Annotated in this window: 16 protein-coding genes and 1 pseudogene; 4 read left to right on the top strand and 13 right to left on the bottom strand. The window is 57.8% G+C overall.

Annotated elements, in window-relative coordinates:
* The first annotated feature begins 518 nt into the window (after positions 1 to 518).
* Positions 519 to 1,514, top strand: a complete 996-nt coding sequence (locus AACH87_RS21820; protein WP_338799230.1) for a CrpP-related protein — start codon at positions 519 to 521, stop codon at positions 1,512 to 1,514.
* A 310-nt stretch (positions 1,515 to 1,824) separates the two neighbouring features.
* On the opposite strand, the gene AACH87_RS21815 is transcribed toward AACH87_RS21820, so the two are convergent.
* Positions 1,825 to 3,363 carry an IS3 family transposase gene (locus tag AACH87_RS21815; RefSeq protein WP_338799229.1) on the bottom strand — a complete coding sequence of 513 codons (1,539 nt, stop codon included), beginning with the start codon at positions 3,361 to 3,363 and terminating at the stop codon, positions 1,825 to 1,827.
* An 83-nt stretch (positions 3,364 to 3,446) separates the two neighbouring features.
* Between AACH87_RS21815 and AACH87_RS21810 the strand changes: the two are divergent.
* A pseudogene (locus AACH87_RS21810) lies at positions 3,447 to 3,761 on the top strand (transposase); the annotation flags it as partial.
* A gap of 575 nt (positions 3,762 to 4,336) precedes the next feature.
* On the opposite strand, the gene AACH87_RS21805 reads toward AACH87_RS21810, so the two are convergent.
* The 4 genes from AACH87_RS21805 to AACH87_RS21790 form a co-directional block, all read right to left on the bottom strand.
* The gene (locus AACH87_RS21805; protein WP_338799228.1) at positions 4,337 to 5,533 is read right to left on the bottom strand and encodes an IS91 family transposase; all 1,197 of its coding nucleotides are present in this window, start codon (positions 5,531 to 5,533) and stop codon (positions 4,337 to 4,339) included.
* 10 nt (positions 5,534 to 5,543) lie between these two features.
* Positions 5,544 to 6,425 (bottom strand): site-specific integrase, encoded by an 882-nt coding sequence (locus AACH87_RS21800; protein ID WP_338799227.1) that lies wholly within the window; start codon positions 6,423 to 6,425, stop codon positions 5,544 to 5,546.
* Positions 6,426 to 6,822: 397 nt separating this feature from the next.
* Positions 6,823 to 7,143 (bottom strand): chaperone modulator CbpM, encoded by a 321-nt coding sequence (locus tag AACH87_RS21795; RefSeq protein ID WP_338799226.1) that lies wholly within the window; start codon positions 7,141 to 7,143, stop codon positions 6,823 to 6,825.
* Positions 7,127 to 8,050 carry a DnaJ C-terminal domain-containing protein gene (locus AACH87_RS21790; protein WP_338799225.1) on the bottom strand — a complete coding sequence of 308 codons (924 nt, stop codon included), beginning with the start codon at positions 8,048 to 8,050 and terminating at the stop codon, positions 7,127 to 7,129. The genes AACH87_RS21795 and AACH87_RS21790 overlap by 17 nt, the downstream gene beginning before the upstream one ends.
* 165 nt (positions 8,051 to 8,215) lie before the next feature.
* On the opposite strand from AACH87_RS21790, the gene AACH87_RS21785 reads away from it, so the two are divergent.
* Together AACH87_RS21785 and AACH87_RS21780 are read left to right on the top strand one after the other, a co-directional pair.
* Positions 8,216 to 8,800 (top strand): YSC84-related protein, encoded by a 585-nt coding sequence (locus AACH87_RS21785; RefSeq protein ID WP_338799224.1) that lies wholly within the window; start codon positions 8,216 to 8,218, stop codon positions 8,798 to 8,800.
* 31 nt (positions 8,801 to 8,831) lie between these two features.
* Complete coding sequence (locus tag AACH87_RS21780) at positions 8,832 to 11,672, top strand: cation-translocating P-type ATPase (RefSeq protein ID WP_338799222.1); 2,841 nt, start codon at positions 8,832 to 8,834, stop codon at positions 11,670 to 11,672.
* Between the two features lie 79 nt (positions 11,673 to 11,751).
* On the opposite strand, the gene AACH87_RS21775 is transcribed toward AACH87_RS21780, so the two are convergent.
* The 8 genes from AACH87_RS21775 to AACH87_RS21740 form a co-directional block, all read right to left on the bottom strand.
* The gene (locus AACH87_RS21775; protein WP_338799221.1) at positions 11,752 to 12,288 is read right to left on the bottom strand and encodes an efflux RND transporter permease subunit; all 537 of its coding nucleotides are present in this window, start codon (positions 12,286 to 12,288) and stop codon (positions 11,752 to 11,754) included.
* A gap of 705 nt (positions 12,289 to 12,993) precedes the next feature.
* Complete coding sequence (locus tag AACH87_RS21770; protein ID WP_338799220.1) at positions 12,994 to 14,982, bottom strand: DUF262 domain-containing protein; 1,989 nt, start codon at positions 14,980 to 14,982, stop codon at positions 12,994 to 12,996.
* A 146-nt stretch (positions 14,983 to 15,128) separates the two neighbouring features.
* On the bottom strand, positions 15,129 to 16,028 hold the full coding sequence (locus AACH87_RS21765; RefSeq protein WP_338799356.1) for an IS3 family transposase: 900 nt from the start codon (positions 16,026 to 16,028) through the stop codon (positions 15,129 to 15,131).
* Positions 15,974 to 16,492: a transposase gene (locus AACH87_RS21760; protein WP_338799219.1), complete on the bottom strand. Its 519-nt coding sequence runs from the start codon at positions 16,490 to 16,492 to the stop codon at positions 15,974 to 15,976. The genes AACH87_RS21765 and AACH87_RS21760 overlap by 55 nt, the downstream gene beginning before the upstream one ends.
* A gap of 531 nt (positions 16,493 to 17,023) precedes the next feature.
* The gene (locus AACH87_RS21755; protein WP_338799218.1) at positions 17,024 to 17,824 is read right to left on the bottom strand and encodes a hypothetical protein; all 801 of its coding nucleotides are present in this window, start codon (positions 17,822 to 17,824) and stop codon (positions 17,024 to 17,026) included.
* A gap of 1,375 nt (positions 17,825 to 19,199) precedes the next feature.
* Entirely contained in the window at positions 19,200 to 20,510 is a 1,311-nt protein-coding gene (locus tag AACH87_RS21750; RefSeq protein WP_338799217.1) for a RepB family plasmid replication initiator protein, read from the bottom strand.
* A gap of 1,042 nt (positions 20,511 to 21,552) precedes the next feature.
* Positions 21,553 to 22,653, bottom strand: coding sequence for a ParB/RepB/Spo0J family partition protein (locus tag AACH87_RS21745; RefSeq protein WP_338799216.1), 1,101 nt, complete (start codon positions 22,651 to 22,653; stop codon positions 21,553 to 21,555).
* Positions 22,654 to 22,655: 2 nt separating this feature from the next.
* Positions 22,656 to 23,348, bottom strand: a complete 693-nt coding sequence (locus AACH87_RS21740) for a ParA family protein (RefSeq protein ID WP_338799215.1) — start codon at positions 23,346 to 23,348, stop codon at positions 22,656 to 22,658.

The following is a 23,348-nucleotide window of genomic DNA, read 5'->3' as shown; positions in this document are numbered from 1 at the left end:
TTGGGCGTGGTGGGATGTCTCACGTACGGCGAGGCGAACGAGGCCTCGGTGCCTATGTTACGCACCTGCTGCAGGGTCTCATTAGGGTCTTGCGGGTCCAGGTCGGCCAGCACCAGGTGCGCGAGCCACCGTGGGAGGCGACAAGCGCAATGGCATGGCCGACAACCGATGCAGCGCTGGTGACGACCACCAATTTTTCTTTCAGCATGACTCTATTTACATCCAGGATGGCGACCATGGACATCGATTACTGCACGCCCGTCCAAGGCAGACGCCAGTGGCGATGAGATGGGTGAACCTTGGGACACAGCGTTCAGCGGGTCTCTGCGCCAGTAGACACACCGCTGTATCAAGGGTCGCTCCGAAACTGAGGGGCAACAACGTCGCGGGGTGCGAAGGAGTACCATGGGACCACTTAGGGTGCGCTGAACGTGACACCGCCCTACACCAATACTCTTGAATCGTCACTGGTGGCAGCGCCGCCCCTGACGGGACAAGTCCTTTTCAGGAGCTGTCCCTTGTCAACCAAACGCACCAGACCTTCAGCCGTCAACCCTGGCGAACACGCCGAGTTGCGCCGACAGGGAGCTAAGGCCGCAGCCCGCGGAGACGCTCAGACTACGAACCCGATGTTCGATGCAGTCAATCAGCCCGATGCCACCGGCGAGAGCAACAACGTCTGGACGGAGCGTCGAGATTCATGGGATCGAGATCACACTTCGCAACTCGCACTAGCCGGCGAGCATCTGCGCAGCGTGAAGACCGCCACATCGCCCCTCGGCCCACGCGATGAGGCCCTGTTTGGCGTCACCCGTGTGCTCACTTTTGCGGGTGCCAGCGGGTTGACGGAAGCCAGTGGGTTCTTCTTCGAAAGAGAGGCCCGACTGTACCTCGTCACCAGCCGACATGTGCTGTTCGACGCAGCAAGCGGCCATGCGCCTGACCGCATCGAAATCGAGATGCACACTGATGAGCGTGACCTCACACGGATGACCCATTTGTCGATCCTGCTGTATCGCGAAGGTGTGGCCACTTGGCACCAAGCCAGTGACAGCGGCGGTGAGATTGATGTCGCCACTATCCAAATTGATCGTGACACGATGCCGACATGCTGCGTATTGCAGCCATTCAAGCCGCAGCACCTGATGGTGGAATTTGACCAGTTCGATGTGGGCGACCGGCTGGCCATCCCAGGTTTTCCGCTCGGGTTCTTCGACACCGTGCACCATCTGCCGGTGGTCCGCCAAGCCAGCATCGCATCGTTTTACGGCATCCGCTTCCAGGGACAGGGGCTATTCATAACCGATGCCCGGATGCACCGTGGCAGCAGTGGTTCACCGGTTCTGGCACGGCTGAGGCCCGATGCTGCAGGGCATCGGCTGTGGAGTCTGCTTGGCGTGCACTCCAGCCGCATGGACATGGCCACCCGCGACTTGGTGCAAGACGAATCACTGGGGCTGAACTGCGCCTGGTATGCCGATGTGCTGATGACCTTGACTGCCGGTGATCTTTGAACTGGTACTTTTGGAGTGACTCAGCCTCGCTGTTCAGCAAGTTGCTCCTACCAAGGTCGACGCTGTTTATGAAACGACCCGGAGGTCTAGGAGACTCTGGGCAATTCAGGTGGCGTGCGGATCTGATGGCCATGAGCAGAAGACGATTCGCTGCATCATGTGACTCAGATGCACTGATAGACTGCTGACCCCTGTGGCGCTGTCGCTTTGGGTGGTTTAGCAGTCGTTCGACGAACATTAACTGTTGATTTCCATGCAAACCTAACCCACCGGGGGCTAGTGGGGGTGCGGATAAAAACTTGGACTGGTTTTATGTCGCAAGTCCAAGACTCACCCGGTATTCGATCGGGCTGAGGGCCCCCAGGGAGATCTTGATCCGCTTCTCGTTGTACCAACGGATGTAGTCGTCGACCACCCCAATGAACTGTTTGATCGTGACGCTCTTCCAGTCCCGAGGATAGAACAGCTCATTCTTCAGCCTACCGAAGAAGCCCTCGCACGCCGCGTTGTCAGGCGAGCAGGCTTTGCGGGACATCGAACGGGTAAGGTCCGCGTCGCTCATTCTCGATAGCCAGCCGGGCCAGCGGTAGTGTCCTCCGCGGTCGGAGTGGACCACAGGTCGATCGTTGGTCTCTGCCACCGTCTCGATAGCAGCATCGAGCATCGTGTTGACTAGCTCAGCATCCGGGCTCGTGCCAATGGTCCAGCTGACCACCATCCCGTCGAAGCAATCGATGATCGGTGACAGGTAGACCTTGCCTGCGGGGATCTGGAATTCCGTGATGTCTGTGAGCCACTTCTCGTTTGGCGCAGCAGCCTGGAAGTCACGGTTGATGATGTTCTCTGGTGCCGGGCTGATCTCGCCAAGGTAAGAGGCATACCGCCGCCGCTTGGGCTTTGCAACGACCAAGCTCTCTTGCTTCATCAGCCGCTGCACTACCTTCTCGGAGATCGGGCCTTGTTCTCTGGCCAGTGAGGCTTGCAGCCTGCGGTAGCCGTAGCAGCGGTGATTGGACTCGAAGATCTCGGTGATGGATTGGCGCACCTTCACGTACTTGTCTCCGATTGCCGCGCGGGCCCGATGGTAGAAGTATGAGCTGCGCGCAAGACCCAACTGTGCAGGGAGCTCTGGCAGACCATAGTGCTCCCTGAGGGCGTCAATCAGCAGTGTCTTCTCCCGGTTGGACAGGAGTTGCAGATCGACGCCCAGGCCTTTTTTTAGCAGTTCATTGGCCTTGTTCAAGAGGTCCTGCTCAAGGCGCAGTTGCCTGACTTCGTGGCGCAGTATTTCAACCTGGCGCTTGAGCTCTTCGCGCTCTTGCGCCTGCGGTGATCGATCGGTGTGTTTCATTGATGCGGGTGCCTCACGCCCCAGAAGCTGGTTCTTCCAGTTGTACAACGTTGGTCGGCACACGCCGAGCCTGTCGGCAACCGCCTGTGCACTTTCCTGCCGGGTGCAAAGCTCCATCACTCCCGCTTGCTTCAAGCTCTCGGGATATCTTCGCTGACCCACACTGCCGACAACGGCCATCCTGGCCTCAGGGAATGCTTCGCGCACCCACTTAGTCAGCGTTCCACGCCCTGGATAGCCCAGGGCCCTCATGGTGGCTGCGATGCATCGATCATGTGTTAGGTAGTGCTGTGTGGCCGCCGCCTTCTGGGCCTGCGAGAACTTGGGCTCACGCCCCGCATAGCCTTTAGGCAAGTCCTGGCGCTGCTGATATTCCCGATACCAACCTTTCAATGAATTCTTGGTCGGGTACCCCAACTGCCTGATCGTCGGGCTGGTGCGTTTGCCCAGCTTGATGTAGAGCTCAACTGCTCGGATTCGGTCTTCGTAGGAATACATGAACTACCTTTTAGTAGTCCAAGTTTTCGTCCGCACCCCCCCTGGGGACTAGTGGGTCACTTCTGCGTGGAAATCAACACCCTGGTTGCTCGCAGAGGAATCAGTGCACGACGAGCAAGTACCGTCGCATCAGGCGCTGGGAGCACGAGGATGTGATGGACGCCGTACAGCAGCGACTTGATCGAGAGCCCGATGCCATGAAGGTGCGCCGGCGAACCATCGAACACGTCTTGGGGACGCTCAAACACTGGATGGGCTCAACGCACTTCCTGATCCGAGGCCTTCAGAACGTGGCAAGTGAGATGAGCCTTCACGTTCTGGCGTACAACTTCAAACGCGTCCTCAGCATCCTTGGCTTTGAACGAACCAAGAAGGCCATGCAATTGTTGGGCACATGAGCGGCCCTTTGCAGCCGAAATAGGCGCGATTTAAAGCCTTGGGAGGGAACTGAGATCTATCTGACGGGTCGTCAACGCGGCCAATTCACAAAATCGCCAAGTCGCGATTCGAACACGTCAAGGCTGCGATTCGAGCCCATGTCAGGCGAACTCTCTGTGGGTTTCCACACAGCCTCAGCTGGTTGCGGACATGCGGTTTCCGCTTTTGAACGGATACTTTTGTTTAGGGTTGTGGGATACCTGCCCGGAACACCCCCCGAGCGACAAGCGCCCCCGACCTGAGGGCAGGTGTCGCACAAGCCTCGGGGGAGGAAACCGCGGAGAACGCCAACGCAGGTGTTCAGGGCGCAAACGCTATGGGGATTCGGGCAGCGGCTTGACGCTCACAGCTCGCGGGCAAGCGGCGCCAGTGTGCCATTGTGTGTGGATGGGGCCTGGTGCAACTGTGGTGTTGCACCCTTCACAGGGGGCGGCATGCGTTCTGGACCGCCATTTCCAGCGCCGGGCATGCACCAACCCCGCCGACGGACCCAAGCGCATCGACATCCAAGACAAGTGGTGGTTCAGGGGACTGTTCATGATGGAGGTGGCGCCCGAATGGCCTGCCCGTTCATCCAACTTTGCACGATGACCATCGCGTGGCCGCAGTGCCTGCAGACAAAGGCCGGTGGCGCTGCGTTGGACGGCCCATCGTCTTGCCCGTCGTTGCCCGGTGGGACGGCGGCTTGCGTTGGGGTGGCGCCCAACAACTGGCGCGCCAGTGCAAGGCATTCCCTGCGGTTGCCATTGGCCAGCAAGCCATAGTGGCGGATGCGGTGGAAGCCGCTGGGCAGCACATGCAGCAGGAATCTGCGCATGAACTCCTGGGGCGCCAGCGTCATGGTCTTGTGACGTGTGCTCCCCTTGGCCCGGTAGTCCTTCCATTTGAAACTCACCCCGCGCTCATCCATCGCAACCAGTCGGCTGTTGGAGATGGCCACCCTATGTGTATAGCGTGACAGGTAGGCCAGCACCGCCTGGGGGCCGGCGAACGGTCGCTTGGCGTAGACCACCCACTCGCATTGGCGCATCGGTGCCAGCCACCGGTTGAAGCAGGCACCATCCGCCAGCGCCGCCAGTTCTCCGAAGAACCTCAACCGCCCCGACTGGTGCAAGCGCAGCAGCTCTTCGATAAAGCGCCGCCGCATCAGCCTGGACAGCACGCGCACCGGCAGGAAGAACCCTACTGGGCAGGCCACCCAGGACTTGCTGTCAGGAGCCAGCCCGCCGCCTGGCACGATCCCATGCACATGCGGGTGATGCGTCAGCGCCGAACCCCAGGTGTGCAGCACCAGCGTGGCACCGATGCGGGCACCCAAGTGCTTGCGGTCAGCAGCGATGGTCTGCAATACCTCGGCGGCCACGTCAAACAGCAGCCCATACAGTTCGGCCTTGTTCTGGTACGCCAGATCGGCAATGGGCGCGGGCAGCGTGAAGACCACGTGGTAATACTCCACGGGCAGCAGATCAGCCTGGCGGGCATCCAGCCAGCGCTTGGCTGCAGCGCTTTGGCACCGGGGGCAGTGGCGGTTGCGGCAGGAGTTGTAGGAGACCAGCTCGGAGGCACAGCCATCGCAGCGCAAGACATGTCCCCCCAGTGCCGCTGTACGGCACTGCTCGATGGCCGACATGACCTTGCGCTGAGACAGGCTCAAGTGGCCGCGCTGGCTGTCACGCCAAGCGGCACCGTGCTGTTGGAAGATGTCGGCGACCTCCAGGGTGGGCCGCTGCACGCGCGCACCTTCAGGCGGCAGGCATGGGCTCCAGCGGGCCGATCACCTCGCGCAGCAGGTCAGTCGCTACGTGAGCGTAGATGGATGTGGTCTCCAGCTTCTTGTGCCCCAGCAGCACCTGGATCACGCGGATATCGACCTTGCGTTCGAGCAGATGCGTGGCAAAGCTATGGCGCAGGGTGTGCGTTGTGACGCGCTTGTTGATCCCAGCGGCCTCGGCCGCCGCATGAACGGCGCGGTTGAGCTGACGAATCGAGAGGGGTTCCAAGGGCGTCATGCCTGGGAATAGCCACCCGCCGGGCAGCATCTTGCCCTGGGCATGGGCCAGGTGCCACCAAGAGCGAAGGCGCTGCAGCAAAACAGGGCTGAGCATGGCGTAGCGGTCCTTGGCGCCCTTGCCTTGCTCCACGCGCAGCGTCATGCGCTGGCTGTCCACATCGGTGACCCTCAGGCTGACGACCTCGCTGGCGCGAAGACCTGCACCATAGGCGACCGACAAGGCCACCTGGTGCTTGATGTTGCGGGCCGCAGCCAGAAGACGCGCGACTTCCTCGCAGCTGAGAACCACAGGCAAGGTGCGAGGCAGCTTCACGGGCTGCATCTTGGCCATCAGCTCGATGCGCCCGAGAGTGATGTCAAAGAAGAACTTCAGCCCGGTGAGCGTGGCGTTGAGCGTCATGGGCGATGAGCCCGTGTCCACCAGATGGAGCTGGAAATTGCGCAGGTCTTCCACCGTGGCAGCATCGGGCGAGCGCTTGAGATAGGCCGCCAGCTTGCGTACGGCACGGATGTAGGCTTCTTGCGTGCGAGGCTCCAGCTTGCGCATTCGCATGTCCTCAAGCATGCGTTGGCGCAGCGGCGAGAGGGGTTGGGTCGAAGGGGAAGGGATCATGATCGCGCTCCTGTCCAAGAACGAGGCCGATTGCCTCGCTCGCCAACATAGACAGGGGCGCGATGTTTACTCACCGTCAGGGCCTTCGCTGCGGGCTACCGCGCGAGCGGTTTAGTCCTTTGATCAGAAGCAGCCGGTCACCTCAAATGAAAGCAGACGCTGCGCTAGGCACCGTGGAAAACCAAGGAGGCGGTGGGGTTCGCAACGTTCGAATGGGTGTCATGGTTCAACCACCATCGCCTGCTCGAATCCATCGGGTAAATCTCGCTGCTGAGGCTGAGGCAAACTACTACCGGCAATTCGCAAAGCAGGCCACTGCCGTGGTGATCTCACTTAAGCCAAACAGCCTCCTCAAAACCCGGGGCAATTCAGTTTATCGCTGGCGACAACACATGCATCAGGGTGCATGCTCCATGCGCATCTGGAGTGCACGTACCTGAATTTCCAGCGCGTCAATGCGCAGCAGATGCTCCAGCAACAAGCCCGCGGTGAACAGATCTAGGTCGAAGTCACAGCGAAGCTGACTGGCCTTGCGCAGCGGCATCACGACCTCGGCACTGAAGACGCAGGCCGTCTCGTCCCGCTGCAACGGTTTCAGCGCACCGACCTCCACCAGTTCCTGAAGCTCTCCTACTTGCAGAGCGCAGACCTCAGCCAACTCGGGCAGGGTCAGCACTCCGTGCGCATCAAGCCAGACTATTTCAGACGTTTCGTGCATGCGGCGACTCCTGTGATGCAGCCACTCGCGGATCAAAGCGCGAGGCTTGGGCAAGCTCGGTGAACAATTGGCGCTCACGCTCAGTCAGTGTGGTGGGTACCTCGATCCGCACCGTGGCATACAAGTCACCGCGCCCACCACGGCCATCGGCCAAGCCACGGCCACGCAAGCGCAGTCGCGCTCCGCCGCGCGTTCCTGCCGGCACGGTCAGCAGCACTGGGGCATCCAGCGTCGGCACCTGGATCTCAGCCCCCAGCGTGGCCTCCCAGGGTGTCAGCGCAAGCTCGAAGTACAGGTCATGACGCTCTGCACGGAACTGCCTGTCAGGCGCCAGCGTGAGGTGCAAGTAGATGTCCCCGTCGAGCCCACCATGGCGGCCACGTCCCCCTTTTCCGCGCAGCCGCAGTGTCTGGCCGTCGTGCACGCCAGGCGGGATCGTCACCTCCAGCGTGCGCCGCCCCTGAGCATCGGCAAGGTCCAGGTGCAAGGTGGTGCCACGGTGAGCATCCTGTAGGCTGATCTGGGCATGGGTTTCGTGGTCTTGCCCCCGCACGGTCTCCTGCGCATACCCGTGCCCCTGTCTGCTCGCCATCGCAGCGAACAAGTCAGCCAAATTCATTTCATCAGCGTCAGGCTCCTCAGAAGCGTGCGCCTGTTTCCACGGCGGCGACGGCGCGAACTCCTCTCCCGAAGAGTGCTGTCCCAGCGCGTCATAGGCAGCGCGCTTGGCAGGGTTCTTCAAGGTGGCATAGGCTTCGGCGGCCTCTTTGAACAAGGCCTCAGCATTGGGCGCCTTTGACATGTCCGGGTGGTAGCGTCTTGCGAGCTTGCGGTAGGCCTGTTTGATCTGATCGAGTTCCGCATCGCGCGCAACGCCGAGCGTAACGTAGTAGTCCTTGTATTTCATAGCGCGGCGTAGTCCATCGCCCTAGCTTGGCGGCTGGACCAGCGGGCGTCTGTGCGCTGACGGACAGACGCAGGGCGCCAGAGCCGCCAAGCTGGAGCACAGAGCGCACTGCTCACAAGGCCAGCGCGCCAGCCTCTCGCCATGTGCCATCTAAGGAACTTCGTTATGACAACCCTCCAATTTCGCCCCTTCGCTGCGGCGGCTGCCCTGGCCATCTGCGGCATCGCCCTCATCGGTTGCACCACTACCGGCCCGCAGGACCACGCTAGCACCGCATCCTCACATGCCTCGGTGGATGCGCAGATCGACGCCACGTTGTCCAAGCTATACAGTACCGTGCCGGGCGCGCGTGAGATGGTCGATACCTCCAAGGGCATACTCATCTTCCCATCCGTAGTCGGCGGCAGCTTCGTGATCGGGGCCGAATACGGACGCGGTGCACTGCAAATCAATGGCCAAACCCAGCGCTACTACAGCATCGCTGGTGGTTCGCTAGGCCCACAGTTCGGCGCGCAGTCCAAGGCGATCATCTACCTGTTTACTACCCAGCAGGCGCTAGAAAAGTTCCTGGCTAGCCAGGGATGGACCGTGGGCCTGGATGCCACCGTGGCTCTGGCCAGCATCGGCGCCAACGGTCACGTCGATACCGCCACCATGCGCGCGCCGGTGGTGGGCTTCGTGCTGGCAAACGCTGGGCTGGAATTTGGTGCATCGATCGAGGGCATGAAAGTCACCGAAAGCCGTATGTGATGCAGCCGCGAGGACGTACACACCCGCCCTCATGAAAGCCCCCACGCAGCGCCCCTTGCGCGATCCGTCCCGACTGTCGGCTGCCGAGGTGCTACAGGCCCTGGCCAGCGATGCAGACAAAGGCTTGAGCGCACAGGACGCATCGGACCGCCTGCGCCAGGACGGGCCGAACCAGTTGCGCGCTACCTCACCGCAGCCCGCCTGGCGCCTATTGCTGTCTCAGTTCAACGACCCGCTCATTTACCTGTTGCTGGGCGCCATCGTTGTAGCGCTGGCGGCATGGAGGATTGATGGCGCAACGGGATGGCCCGTGGATGCGCTGGTGGTGGCGCTGGTGGTTTTGCTCAACGGCGTGCTGGGCTTCGTGCAGCAGGCCAGGGCGCGCCAAGCCGTCGCAGCACTGGCGAGCATGACGGCGGTGAGCGCCAACGTCCTGCGCGACGGCCGACTGCAGCGCGTGCGCAGCGAGGATCTGGTGTGCGGCGACCTGCTGGTGTTGGGCGAAGGCGATGCTGTGGGTGCCGATGCACGCTTGACCTGGGCAGCAGCCCTGCGCACGCAGGAGTCCTCGCTCACCGGCGAGAGCCAGGCGATTCTCAAAGACCCAGCTGCCCTGCAGGCCGACGCGCCCCTGGGCGACCGGCTGTGTATGGTCTTCAAAGGCACCACGGTCGCGCAAGGCACAGGCCGTGCGGTGGTCACCGCCACCGCCATGGACACCGAGATCGGCCACATCGCCCACCTGCTGGATACCACGCAGGAGAAGCCCACGCCACTGCAAACGGAGATCGCCCACATCGGACGCGCGCTGGGCATCGGGGTGCTGGCCATCGCGGCGGTAGTGGTGCTCACCATCGTCCTGATGACACCGCCTACCGACCTGGCCAGCTGGATAGAGGTGCTACTGCTCGGCGTTTCGCTGGCGGTCGCTACGGTGCCTGAGGGGCTGCCAGCCATTCTCTCGGTGGTGTTGGCGCTGGGCGTGCAGCGCATGGCGCGGCGCAAGGCCATCGTGCGGAACCTCTCTTCCGTAGAGACACTGGGCTGCGCATCGGTCATATGCTCGGACAAGACCGGCACCCTGACCCGCGCAGAAATGAGCATCGAGCGCATCGTGACGGCTTCGGGCTCCACACAGGTCACAGGCGCGGGCTATGCCCCAACGGGCCAGGTGCAATGGCAGGGCGCTGTGTTGACAGCAGGCACCCTTTACGATGAGCAGGCCATGGTGCTTCAGGGCGGAAGCCAGGCGGGCAACGCCTCGCTGCTACAGACACAAGACGGTGCCTGGCAAATCCAGGGTGACCCAACCGATGCGGCCTTCCTAGTGGCGGAGCGAAAGCTGGTTCCCGGAACGACCGTCAGCGAGCAACCCGCGCAACGCGTCACCGAGATCCCGTTCACATCGGAGCGCAAGATGATGTCGGTCATTGTGCGAGATGCCCCACCAGGCACAGGCATGCGGCTACTCTGCAAGGGCGCGCCGGACGTGCTGCTGGCGCACTGCACCCACCAGCGCGTGGGCACGGGGCTGCAAGCCCTGAACGCTGCCGCCCGTATGAAAATTCTGGCTGATGTGGATGGATTGTCAGACGCTGCGTTGCGCCCGATGGGGGTGGCATACCGCCCGCTCGCGCCGCAAGAGGATGCCCAGTCCGGCGATGCGCTCGAGGTGGGACTGGTTTACGTCGGCACCGTGGGCATGATCGACCCACCACGCGAGGAGGCCATGCTCGCTATCCTAGAGGCCCACCGCGCTGGCATCCGGGTCGTCATGATCACCGGTGACCACCCACGCACGGCGGCGCGCATTGCCACCGACCTGGGCATCGCCAAGACCGGCGAACGGGTGCTTACAGGGCTGGACCTGGACGCTCTGGATGCCAAGGCGTTGGCTGCCGCAGTACGCCTGACCAACGTGTACGCACGCGTTTCACCGCGGCACAAACTGAGCGTGGTAGCGGCCTTGCAAGCCAGCGGCGAGATCGTGGCCATGACGGGCGACGGGGTGAACGACGCCCCCGCGCTCAAGGCTGCCGACATCGGCATCGCCATGGGACTGACTGGCACCGACGTGACCAAACAGGCGGCTCGCATGGTGCTGGCCGATGACAACTTCGCCACCATAGTGCAGGCCGTGCGCGAGGGCCGCACGATTTTCGAGAACATCCGCAAGTTCCTGCGTTACCTGTTGTCTTCCAACATGGGAGAGGTTCTCACGGTATTCCTGGGCGTGGTGGGCGCGGGCGTGATCGGTCTCGTAGATCCAGGCAGCGCCATGGTCTTGCCGCTGCTTGCCACACAAATCCTGTGGCTCAACCTGGTCACCGATTCATGGCCTGCAATGGCCATGGGACTGGACCCGGCCAACAGCAATGTGATGGCAAGCAAGCCGCGCCCACGCAGCGAACGCGTGATTGCTGGCCGCATGTGGATCGACATCTGCGGGACCGGCTTAGTGGTCGCCATGCTGGTGCTACTGACGATGGACCTGTACCTGCCCGGTGGTCTGATCGCGGGGTCACTGGACATCACCACCTCTCGGACGGCGGGTTTCACGGTGCTTGTGATAGCGCACTTGTTCAACTGCTTCAACGCCCGTTCAGCTACCGCTAGCGCCTTCGAGGGGCTGTTCACGAACGTATGGCTATGGGGCGCGGTCTCGCTATCGGCCGCATTGCAGGTTGCTGTGGTACACGTGGGAATACTTAACGTGGCGTTTGGAACGACGCCGCTTTCGGCCGACCAATGGCTGACTTGCATAGCAATGGCCAGTGGTGTGCTGTGGTACAGCGAATTGCGCAAGCTACTGGGCCGCTTGCACCGCCGATGGTTCCCCAAACAGCACGAAGGAGAGGGAGCCCGGCGGTGAGCATGACATCTCAAAACTGCGACACAAGCGTACCAAGAGACAGGGCAGCAGCCCCCTCGAATAAATCCAGCTCAAGTCGCTATTCGCCCCTAATGATCAGTTTGCCTCTGGCACTAACACTTAAAAGGAGCTTATTGACCGCCCCAGTAGCACTGCCGATCGAAATATCTGCGACCGAACCCAGATTGACCGTTCCATTGCTGCCCTGTACGCGCAACTGCGACACCGCGTTCAGATTTTCCCGAACAGACGGGTCCATGCGAACGCGCACCGGAGTCTGACGCTCCGAAAGATTGAGTTTGGGAAGCGCATTGGAGTAGTCACCATAGGTGGCCAGGCGCACTATATCGGCCAGACTATCGGTGGTCACGCCCAGCGCTGCGGCCCGCGCCGCATCCGGATGAATCTGAATTTCTGGCCGCTGCAAAGCTGCACTCGACGTGACGTTGCCGATGCCTTTGAATGTGCGCAACTGTGCTTCGGCCTGCGACGCCGCGATCGCCAAGGCAGTGACATCGTCGCAAGCCAGCGTGATGGCCAGCGTTTCGCTATTGGCGCCGCGGCCCACCGCAATCCGGGCGGCAGGGATGGCGCGCGCAGAGAGCTCTACCGTCAACGTGGCACTGCTCACATCGGTAGTGGCACTGGAAGACGGTCCGCCGCCGGTGGTTGCAGTTCCTGCGGAGATAGGATGTCACTGAGTTTCGCCGACGGCACCGGGCTTACCATCACGGCGGCACGCAGGTTTGCTGCTATCCAATAGCAATGCTTCTCTGCTCACCCCTCAAAACGGATCAGGTCTCGCAACAGTAGTTTTCACCCCGCTAGTCGCCGTCGGGCATCCGATTTCGCTCGCTTTGTAGTCTGCCGTGCATCTGCGCCAATGAATGCAATCGAGTGCCACACCTGAACGACCGCTTTATGCAATTGAGCGTGAGTACCGCCACACGTAGTCAAAGTCTGCAATCGCTGCATACATGCCGCTGGTTCAGGTTTTGAAGCGGGCAGCCTTTTCCTCCCTAGGTGCGTTCCAGACGCCAGAGACGAAATCCAATACAAGCCATGCACAGTCGGGAAAGCGACAGAGTGGTTACGGCCAAGTAGAACAACCCCTAACGCGGAGTCTCCGCCACGAAGGCGCCGGTGCAGGGACCCAGGCCTGTGATTGCTAGGGCCTCTGGGTCGCGCCTTCCTGTTCATGGCGTAGCCATTCGCTCAGAGGGACTTCCACTGACATCGTCGACTTTCAAAGTTTGGCTGCGCAAGCGCATATGTCGTGCAGCCACGTCGAGTCTGTTCGCTTCTTGGCCGACCTAGCTGCTTATGTCACCAGGGAGCGGTCTTCAAATTTCTTGACCCAAGGTTTAAGGGCTCGACCATCCACCTTCTTACCACTCGTGTACACACCAGCCTGCACACTCTCAGCAATGTCACCAAAGAGGAACGGCAACCAATCAATGAAGTTGTCCTCCCCATCAACTGCCACGAATTTCCAAGTCCGTTGCGCAAGGCGCAGCATGGCTATGCCTCTCGCCGCAAGCTGCACGACGCCCCACCGATCGCAGAGTCGAGCTACTTGCATCTCCGAGTAGCTGCCACCCAGAAAACGTTGGCGTTTACCGGGTAACCCATCAACGGGAACATAGGGCTGGTTGGACAGCTGCGCGTTTAAGCTGCTGGAAAGGAGGAGCAAGTTCCCGAGAGAGTTGGTGATTGCTGCTTTCGCTCGCTTCGACCGTGCATCGACTGTAATTTCGTTAGACCACTGCGCGTGAGGCGTCTGTGGATAGATGTGCTCGACCGACTCGTCCCAGGAAAACTTCTCCCAAGCACGCTTTACTGGACGGCCACGGTCGCCCCGGAGGTGTTCCTCCCAGAGGTAAATCAGCAACTTTCCGAACTGCCAGTTGTAGAAGCCGTTCTGGGTCCGCAGTCTGTCTGCGATCGTTGTCTGTACCGACTCAATGTCGAAGTAGCCGGCCCAAGAAAACCGAGTGTCAATATACCTCTCCGTCTCGGAGTCAAAGTTCTCAACGATGGAGGCAAGGTGGTCCCTCGCCAGCAGTACCGCATCGGTAGCGCGTGCTGGCGAGATCAGGTGAGGATGACGGATGTAGATTGGCTCGCCGGGATGAGCGAGTGCGTAAGCCGAGCTGTTGAGGTCGCTCTGTCCAACGTTAGAAAGCCGACCGTTAGCCAGGACAACCAACACCGCGAACCGTTCAGCCTCGGCGACTAAGTTCTCAAAGCTCTTACACCAACCCGCGTCAGCTGCCGGTGCGATTGTCAGCTGCTGGTTGTCACGCGCCAGTCTCACGAGCGCCCAAAGCAGCAACGGCTTCGAACTCGCCGAGGCAGTTTGAGAAAGCGCTTCAAGCCGGCGAGCGACTTGAGCAGGCAATCGCTCGGGCTCATTTAGGTAGTGCCAACACGCCGCCGCGAGCTCCAAGCTGCGAACGTACTCGACGATGTCTCTTGGTCGGGTACTTCCATACGTGCAGAACATCTCATCGAACAACTGTGACGTCAGCCAGTCAGTTGTCCTGGCATGACGGAACCAGCCTATGGAGTGCGCACGGAGAAACTGGTCATCATCGAGTAGGAACTTGCCGGCCCCGAGCCAGGTGTACACACCCTTCCAGCACCGATGAACCTCCGTTGCCGCCTCCCTGCCGGCAGCCTGGTCCTCAGCATTCATTGCGATGAAGATGAGGCGGTTCTTCAGCCTTTCCAACGTCGACAGTGGCTTGCCTCGGTTGTTGATGGTCTCGAATGCGACGTGGACGTCGAATTCAGGCTGAATCACTAGTACGAATAGCTTGAACTGGTCCAGGAGCGCCGAACCCAGCTTTAGCTTCTCTTCTTGTGAGAGTCCTTCCGCCTGCGAAGCGAAGAACTCATGGGCATTGCCCAGGTTCGCAGAGTAGTAGGAGCGGAACTGCGATAGGCGCGGTGCTAGGTGCTGCTTACCCATGGCGTAGTAGTCGAAGTAGGTCTGGAGCGCTTCGTTGGCTCGAAACTGAACCTCGCATGCCTCAGCCCCGAGAACCGCCAACAAGAGCGCGATAGTCGTGATGCGTTGTTGGCCGTCGATAAGCTCCACTACTTCCTCGCCCTGCTGCTCTGCGACCATGATGGTCCCAGCATAGTGATGTGAATTTGGCCGCCTCGAAATAGCACGCAAGTCGTTCCATAGCGCCAGCCACTGTTCCTTGTTCCAGGCATACCCGCGCTGGAACTCTGGAATCACAAACGCCAGGCTAGTGACTACCTGTCGGACCGAAAACAAGCTAGCACTACTGAACCCCATTCGTCCTCCCTTTGTTTGCTTAACGACACAGGTCGGAGGGCTTGCCTCCCTGAGCCCGCAGAACATTGAACACCCCGGTCGTTCACCTTGAATCGCCCCGGGTTTTGAACTGACCCCCAGAAGTTGGACGGTTGCCTTGCCGCCGATCAGGCGGTGTTTCTCAGCCGGTATCCCACCGGACTGAGCCCCTGAAGCCTGAGCTTGATGCGCTCGTGGTTGTAATAGTGGACGTAATCATGCACTCCCGCTTCGAGCGCATCAATGCTATCGGGCCTTTCGAGATGGAAATACTCGGCTTTCAGGGTGCCGAAGAAGCTTTCAATCGCCGCGTTGTCGAAGCAGTTTCCCTTGCGGCTCATGTTTTGCTTGACTCCGCGTCGCACGAGCATCGCCCGGTAGGGCTGCATCTTATAGTGCCAACCTTGGTCGGAATGCACGATTAGGCCTGCGACGCAATTCGTCCGCGAGAGCGCGGCCTCAAGCATGCTGGAAACCATCTCGAAGACCGGCCGCCTTGCCATGCGGTACGCGACGATCTCGCCGTTGTACAGGTCCATGCAGGCCGACAGGTAGAGCTTTTGGCCGCTTACATTGAACTCGGTGACATCGGTCGCCCATTTCTGGTTTGGCGCGGTCGCGCAGAAGTCGCGCTGCAGAACGTTGGGTACGTGCGCATCGCTCGTGCCCGGGACATGCCAGGAGCGCTTCTTCGCCCGGATCAACGCACGTAGACGTAGCCCCATCTTTTGCATCAGACGCTGCACGCACTTGTGGTTGACCGGTTCCGCCACCCCATTGCACAACGCGGCCGTGATCCGTCTGTAGCCGTAGCGTCCTTTGTGCTCGTCATAGACAGTGCGGATCCTGGCCTCCAAGGCGCTTTGCTGGTCGGCGCGCTGGCTCGCCTGGCATTGGTAGTAGAACGTGCTGCGTGGCAGGCCTGCGACCTGCAACAGGTATGCCAATTTATGGTGATGCCTCAACCCGGCAATCAGCTGCGCTTTGTCGGCGCAGCTGATCTCTTCGACCGAATCAAGGCCTGCAATTTTTTTAGGTACGCGACCTCGGCGCGCAGTCGTTCGTTCTCTTCTTTTAGGCTTTGCACTGCGTCGGCGGCAACCTTGTTCGACGGCGCTGCGCAGCGTCCTTCCAGCTTCATATTGGGACGCTCTTCTTTCTCGTTCGCGATAGCCTGCAGGCGGCCTTGATCGAGATTGCGTCGCCAGACCACGACTTGGTTGGGATTGCGGATGTCATAGATCGCCGCGACCTGGCGACTGGAGAGCTGTTCGCGATCCTGATGGGACAGTACCTGCAGTTTGAACTGCGCACTGTACGTGCTGCGCTTGGGGCGCAATCCGTCTATGCCGTGCAGGCGGTAGTGGCTCACCCAAGTGCGGATCTTCTCCTCAGGCACCGACCACCGCCGAGCCAAAAGCTTCCCGCCGCCTTCGCCAGCCAAGAAGCTTTGGACCACTTCCAGCTTGAACTCCGTTTTGTACTTCTTCATGTAACCCCTTGAAGTTTGTCCAACTTCTGGGGGGCAGTTCAGTTTCTGCGGAGGCCTGTTGGTCTAACTCAGACAGATACGGCCTGACTGACGAGTTGCCGATAGTAGTTTGCCTCATCCTCTGTGGGCGACATGTGGCCGATGGGCTCCATTAGGCGGTGGTGGTTAAACCAAGAGGAACTGTGCTTCGCCATCTGAGTGGCTTACTTACTACTGGGTAACCGCTCAAGAATGCATCCGTGCATGCTTCCATTCGATCAGATGGAAGAGAGGAAGAAGTGACGTGCCTGCGGCACGCCGGAGAGCGAGGTGGCGGGATGTATACCGATCCCGATGCGCCACCGACCAGGGCGGTGGTGTTCAAGGTATTGAGCAGGGCCTACAACTCGGACAGCTTACCGGAATTCCCGTCAGATACGGTGGGTGGTGACGTGTCCCATTATTTGCCGGGGCAGGTCTGCGCATTCAGCGTGAAGGACAACGATACGCAAACCAGTCCCAAGCTCAGCGCCCCTAGTGATCGACGCATATTCAGCCCTTCGTGCCGATGGCGACTCTGCGGGGGCGACCCACAACGATGTCCCAGTCGTTGTCCACGCTGTGAAACTTGGCTTTGGGAAAACTGAATGCCGCGCCCTTAAGGTTGCCTTCGCCGTCGGCATAGAAGCGCATATGGCCCCGACCCACGCCTTTGTAGTTGGGGCTGGCTACCGTGCCTCGTTCTTTGCCTTTGGCTTCGTTCTCATCCCGCAGCGCCTCGTCGCTGACAAAACGGGTGTCGTCGCGACTCTTGGCTTCCTGTGACGTGTCGATCAATGCGAACTCGTACTGGTCCAGCCCCTCAGCCATGGGCTTGCGGGGCTTGATCTTGACCGGGACGGAATCTAGAAACAGCATGTGCCCTGGCGTGTGGTGTTGGCCGGAGCCCTTGTAAAGCCATGCAGCAACATCCCCAGGCTGGAGGTCGGTTACCTTGGTGATTCGGATGAAAGCCTCTTCCTGCTTGATGCTGCGGTACCAGTCGTGAATGCTGTGGCGATTCTTAAATTTCTGAGTGGTCAGGTTATTCAATGTCGTGGAGTCAGCACGCCTGAACATCTCTCCCACGAATCCGGAGCAGTCTGCTGAAACCACGTAGCTGCTCGCGAAAAGATCACCCGGCATTCGGGTCATGCTTTTACCAAGTGAGTAGGTGTTGTTCTCTGGTTTAGTGTTGGCCACGAAGTCACGGGCCAGCTGCAAGTACTTTGGTACATCCTCAGCTTGCGCTAGCTGAAACACCTGCGCCAATAGGCAACAACTTAGGAACTTGCTGGCGATTTTTCGTTTCATGTATTTCCCCCTGTGGGCTTTTGACGCTCACTCCATTTCAGCCAACATTTTGCTGCCAGTGCGTGACTTCAACAGGTAGATGCATTCGTCGCTGAACCTGAGTGAGTACGAGCCAAACATCCTCCGCGATGTGCATCTCGTCCCACAATTCTCCAGCTTCAAAGTGGGGCAAGGGTCTTCTTTGCAATGCGAGACGGCGAAATCCGGACCACCCAAAGCCAGTCAGAGTCGTTGGTGGGAGATTACTTTCCAGCCGTGTACGCCATGCCGTGTGATCACATAGCATGTGAGGCCAGAGAAAGCGCGCTCTTTGAGTTCTTGCATGTGTCGTGATTCAATCTTAGGAGCATCGGGCTCAGACACCGGCCCCGTGATCACTTACACATGACCGCTGGCAAGCAAAACGTACCTGTGCGCGTCTTTTTCAATCCTTGCCCAGAAACCACCGTTTTGTTCTGCGTTCCAGGGAACGCATATTTGCCAAAATAACTCTGCGCCATGGACGTTGGGGTAGACATATCGCCAGCTGGCGCATATGCCCTCTCGAATATCCCGAATGCTGTAGTCGCGGAGCTCGGCACGCTGCATCGCAGTCAGCCGCGCATCCACAAAGGACTTGTCGGCTCCTCGCTCGTGTGCATCTTCAAGACTCTTACGGCTGAGCATCTTGGCGACATAGACAGGCGTCTTTGTCTCCTCACTGTGTATGAGCGCAAACGCTGCCTAGCAAAGCTCACGCAATACTGATCTTTCAGGTACCACCGGTGTGCGCCAGACTGCAAAAAACGGACGGCATTCAGAAAAGCTCGTGGGGTGAGGAACCTTCAGCGGCGCTTGATTACTGACGTGGTCACTGGCCAGGGCGTAAAAAGAAATAGACAAAGCCAGCGCAAGGACAAGTGCGGTTCGACACAAGAAAAACACAGGGCCTCGGGTTTCAAAGGGGCGCTGATTTGGCCACCTTCAAATTAGAAACCTCTATCTCACTCATGCAGACTGAACAAGGGCTGCCTGTGCTACCTATCTGCAGTAATGCCCCAACTGTTCGGCAGCTGCCACTGCGCACCGGATCACCAGGCTTGTCAAGGCAGTGCGACTACATCCTGGCCTGTTGTGCGTTTATGAGTACTCATCGAATGCTGATTCTGCTTATGCATTGCATCTCTTCACGCATTTCAGATCGATTCTCAACAGCCAATAGTTATCTGCCTCTCCAAGGATCCGTGCGCCGAATTTCATCCCGGATTCCCTTATATGCACCCGTTAACGGTGCAAAATAAACACGAACACTATTCATAAATATACGACGTATTTCGAGGAAATTCACTTTTTATCTCCGTAAGTTTGCCGTGCCGGAAGTTATTTCCCTGGTTGTTTATGCTTTACTGCCTCCGTTAGAGGCTTGGAGAAGCTTTTGAGCATACTGAAGTAAATCTTCCGGCTTTGGTTCCCCCCATGTTTTTTGGGCGAGCCACTTAAAAAACTCAGTTCGGACTGCCCTGCCAGGCTTACTTCGTTTGACTTTTAGGGCGGGAGAAACGTCTGTCGCGTTGTACTCAGAGACGAGTTCTCCTTGATCTGCTGAATTTAACTCTTTGAAGTACTCTTCCGCCTCCCGTATGAGCTCTACCTTGTACATCTCTAATAAATCTGGCTTCTTCTCTTGATGGCTTGGCTTGGGGCTGCTGGAATTGGTCTCGATGTTTTCGACTATCGCCCATCCATTTGCTAATGCCTTTCTGAGATAGGCCGCCGGATTTTCGATTTTTGCAGACTTCTTGTCTGCTAAGCGCTTTTTGGTATAGGCGACTGCCGATACGATTTGTTGATGCGTGTACTTCCTGACCAGTTGCCTTGCTTCTGATTGGAGTATTCCTATCTTTACCATTTCTCCAATATCCAGCACGCTATCTTCGTGATCGGGTTGTTCTGGAAGCTGCTCTCTTTCTTTTTTTACTGTAAAGGCAAGTGTTTGCACTCTACGTCCAAGTTTCTTTTCAACAAGTGCAATCTCAATGTCAGATAGAGCATTAACTTCTGCGATTGCGACTTTGAGAACTTTATCCTTGAATACTTTATATTCTTGATACGATTTCGCATCTGCTGACTCGCCCATCAGCATGTCTCTCAAGAGCTGCCACTCCACTTCGGCAGTTCTGTGGATCTTTTCAAATCGTAGGCAGTGTTCGTACAGAGCAAGGCTCGATGCTCGTCTGAATCGTTTCAGTACGTTCAGGTCGATCATTGCGTACATCTCTGGTGTGAGTACTTGTTCCCTGAGAGGACGACTGATTTGGTACCGAATGGTATCCGGCCTTATCTCTACCTCGGGAAACAGTACTGATGCCTTCCAAAGCTTTCGTTTGCCTTCTGGTGCAATCACATCCCACTCAAAGATGATGCCCATCAACGCCCTAGCTGAGTCTATGAGGTAGGCACGGTTATTCGAGTCGAAGCCAATGTCACCAGCCATCGTCGCAGTGTGTATGGTCCACCAACCGTCGTCGGACGGCGTATCTGACGCATTTTTTAGCCATGCGTTTGCGAGCTTGCGATGGAGAAGCGACAACGATGTCTTAGGTTTGCTATGGATGACCTGGACTGGCTTGCGGAAAGCATTCGGTGCCTCAGCTGCCTGAAACAGGGCTATCTGTGTTTGTTCGTCGCTAGTCTTCTTGCGTGGCATCCCACCATTCTATGGTCTAAACAGCTTTTGTTTTCATAGACCTATCTTTCAGCGCCCAGTGTATTTTTATGAGTTTTTTGTTTAGTAGAACACTTTCCTTCTTTATTACATTTAGGAGCACCAAAGGCCGATGGAACAAGGGCTAGCGAGCAGTATCGGCTATGTCTATGGGCTCAAAGGTCCCCAGATTTGGGATGACTGGGCTGTGGTTGTGGGACGTTGGTCACTACTACTGGGATACTAGGTCACTGGAATTGGGGAGCTAGGGCTAATGCTGTGGGATCTGTCTTAACGTCACTGTTTATGGGATCGTGCTTTAGGTTTCGCCCACGCTAGTGGCTTCTTCGGGCACTGTTTATGGGATCATCCAAACCAGTACTTGAGTGCCATAACGTCTACGATTATGGGATGCTTACGTAGGCTGATCTATTGCGGCAATAGGTCCACGTTTATGGGATTTAAGCCGGGTTCTGGTGATCTTTAGGTCGATGTTTATGGGGCGTGACTTGTAACCCCCCATGCACTTCCATCGATCCTCCTCTGAGCTAGGTCACCAGATATGGGATACAAGGCACCTTTGCATCTGCAGGGCTACAGATATGGGATCTGGGTTTTGATCCTTTGCTGGACCCCATCTGTGGGATGGCTTAGCCGTCAGTTACCGTTCGTAAGGTCCCTACTTATGGGAGTCATGAACTTATGACTCGTGCAGCCCATATGTTTGTCCACTGGATTGGGCCCTAGTCATGGGATGATTCATTTCACATAGGCCCCTGTTTATGGGATGTTCTGGCGTCTGGATCTGCTATCTGGCTGTGGATAACTGGCTTGGTTAGCCTGTGTACCATGAGCGATCCCATTTTTAGGGTCCTTTGAGGTGCGTCCTGAACCAGTATTTGCTGCGTGATTGTGCTGCAATCACTCCCATAAACTTAGACCTTTGGGTTGTTTGTAAGTGCCTACACTCAATTTCGGCAAAGAAAATCGAGTGCGGATTTCGTTAGGCAGCTTTGGGCTACATCTATGGGATGTGGGCAAGGCTTCAAAGTGTTTGACTGGAATCTTCCTTTTCAGTCTCTAGCGCTGAAGAAGTGCTTTTGGCTTGTTGCTCTTTGAAGAAGTCCTCAACTCTTGTTATCAGTGCACGTTGCAGCTCAGGCAACTGATCTGGCGGGAGGTTCTTCATGGACAGCTCAAGATGACCTCTTTTTGCAAAGATCTTCACTACACCTTCATATGAGCCAATCGTTAGTGATTGTTGGCTGCTTCGTTCGCGGTGCTTGGTACCCTCAAGTTTGGAGCGAACAAGTCCAATCACTTGCTGCTTAGAAAGATCCTTCTGACGAATGTCATCGATGATCGAGAGCGCTGTGTCTTCGGCTTGACCTCTATCAGGGATCTTTTCGAAGAGTTCACTGACCGCATACAAAATTGTGAACGCAGCCGTCGAAGGCGTTTCAGACATGCGCTGTAACACCCGATCAGGCATCCGGCTGATGCGCATATACATGCTGACCTGCGATTCGGACATTGGCCTACCGTTTGGATCCGGTATTTTTTCGGCAATCACCCGGTTATTTGGTACAGCACCTGATTCGATAAGTTTGCGCAGGCTTATCGCATGGTCTATAGCTGTGGGTTGGGACCTTTGGTCGTTGTAGCTTCTTGCTCGAAGGTACAGGGCCAACGTGGATTCAGGCTCCACTTCGAATTTGACATCTAGGTGATCAACACCCGAAACTTTTGCTGCCCTGACTCGCGTTCCGCCGTCAATAAGCTTAACTCTACCGTCCTTGACATAACCGTGCGCAGCATCGTCTTGGGCTTCGGTAATAGTTGCTGCGATCTTGTCTATTTCAGTGGACTGATAGATCTGTCGAGGACCAAGCTCATTGAGATCAATCAAATGCAACGGCACGCTTACGATCGATCCCGGGACACATCGCGAGATATCAAATGTGCTGCTCGTGGCATGTTTGGGTTCATCGATCGCAGGGGGACTTACGGTCAAGCCAGTTGGTTGGGTCTGCATCACTTGACTGGCAAGCGCGAACCGATCTGTTGCGGCTGCATTCGCACTTTGTTGAAGTCGCTTCATTGCAGCTGTTGGGTCCACTTTGAATTTTGGTGGTGTCATGGCCATGCTTACTCCCCTTTCTCTGTAGGCAGGCCGAGTAACTCACATACATGGTCTGCAAGTAGGTCTAACTCTGCGACGGCTTCTCCTGGCTTGGGCATAGAGTGGGCAGTCGCGCCACTGAGCATGGAGCGTGTGAACGCAACGCGATCGCCTAACTGAATTGGCATAACTGTGAAATCAGGATAGGCCTCGTTCGCTGATATCTGCTCAAGCATGGCTCGTTCGTCTGCTCGCTGCTTGCGAAATGCTGTCGCAAGAATTCTCACTGGATACTCTCGACCGCATTTTTGGCGGGCACTCTTCACTAGTTGTAAGGCAGCAGGCAGAGCGGATGTGTCTGCCGGGCTTAATTTGGTTGGAATGATCGCCAGATCACTGACTAAAAGTGACGCCCAAGTCGATGCATTATCGACCGACGGAGCGCAATCAACAAATATTAAGTCATATTTTGCAGAAAGTTTCCCTAATTCTGCAGTGATATTCTCTCTAGCGTACCTGTGCCCTGCCCATAGGGTCGCAGGAAAGCGAAAACCCTCTGGCCCATTACTTATCCAAGATGATGAGGTTTCCTGAGGATCCATATCCGCTACAAGCACATCGAAGCCGCGGTATCCGAAGGTGCCTGCAAGCTGGCAGGTGGTCGTAGTCTTGCCAACCCCACCCTTCTGGTTAAAGATCGTGATGATTTGAGCAGTCAT

Source organism: Acidovorax sp. DW039 (assembly GCF_037101375.1).
GTDB lineage: Bacteria > Pseudomonadota > Gammaproteobacteria > Burkholderiales > Burkholderiaceae_C > Acidovorax.
This window is presented reverse-complemented; position numbering and strand designations above follow the sequence as displayed.

Excerpts from the sequence above, each read along its gene's own strand:
- AACH87_RS21760 (WP_338799219.1), bottom strand. The coding sequence starts at position 16,492 with ATGAAGAAGTACAAAACGGAGTTCAAGCTGGAAGTGGTCCAAAGCTTC.
- AACH87_RS21745 (WP_338799216.1), bottom strand. The coding sequence starts at position 22,653 with ATGGCCATGACACCACCAAAATTCAAAGTGGACCCAACAGCTGCAATG.
- AACH87_RS21785 (WP_338799224.1), top strand. The coding sequence starts at position 8,216 with ATGACAACCCTCCAATTTCGCCCCTTCGCTGCGGCGGCTGCCCTGGCC.
- AACH87_RS21795 (WP_338799226.1), bottom strand. The coding sequence starts at position 7,143 with ATGCACGAAACGTCTGAAATAGTCTGGCTTGATGCGCACGGAGTGCTG.
- AACH87_RS21815 (WP_338799229.1), bottom strand. The coding sequence starts at position 3,363 with ATGTATTCCTACGAAGACCGAATCCGAGCAGTTGAGCTCTACATCAAG.
- AACH87_RS21740 (WP_338799215.1), bottom strand. The coding sequence starts at position 23,348 with ATGACTGCTCAAATCATCACGATCTTTAACCAGAAGGGTGGGGTTGGC.
- AACH87_RS21790 (WP_338799225.1), bottom strand. The coding sequence starts at position 8,050 with ATGAAATACAAGGACTACTACGTTACGCTCGGCGTTGCGCGCGATGCG.
- AACH87_RS21755 (WP_338799218.1), bottom strand. The coding sequence starts at position 17,824 with ATGAAACGAAAAATCGCCAGCAAGTTCCTAAGTTGTTGCCTATTGGCG.
- AACH87_RS21780 (WP_338799222.1), top strand. The coding sequence starts at position 8,832 with ATGAAAGCCCCCACGCAGCGCCCCTTGCGCGATCCGTCCCGACTGTCG.
- AACH87_RS21770 (WP_338799220.1), bottom strand. The coding sequence starts at position 14,982 with ATGGGGTTCAGTAGTGCTAGCTTGTTTTCGGTCCGACAGGTAGTCACT.
- AACH87_RS21750 (WP_338799217.1), bottom strand. The coding sequence starts at position 20,510 with ATGCCACGCAAGAAGACTAGCGACGAACAAACACAGATAGCCCTGTTT.
- AACH87_RS21800 (WP_338799227.1), bottom strand. The coding sequence starts at position 6,425 with ATGATCCCTTCCCCTTCGACCCAACCCCTCTCGCCGCTGCGCCAACGC.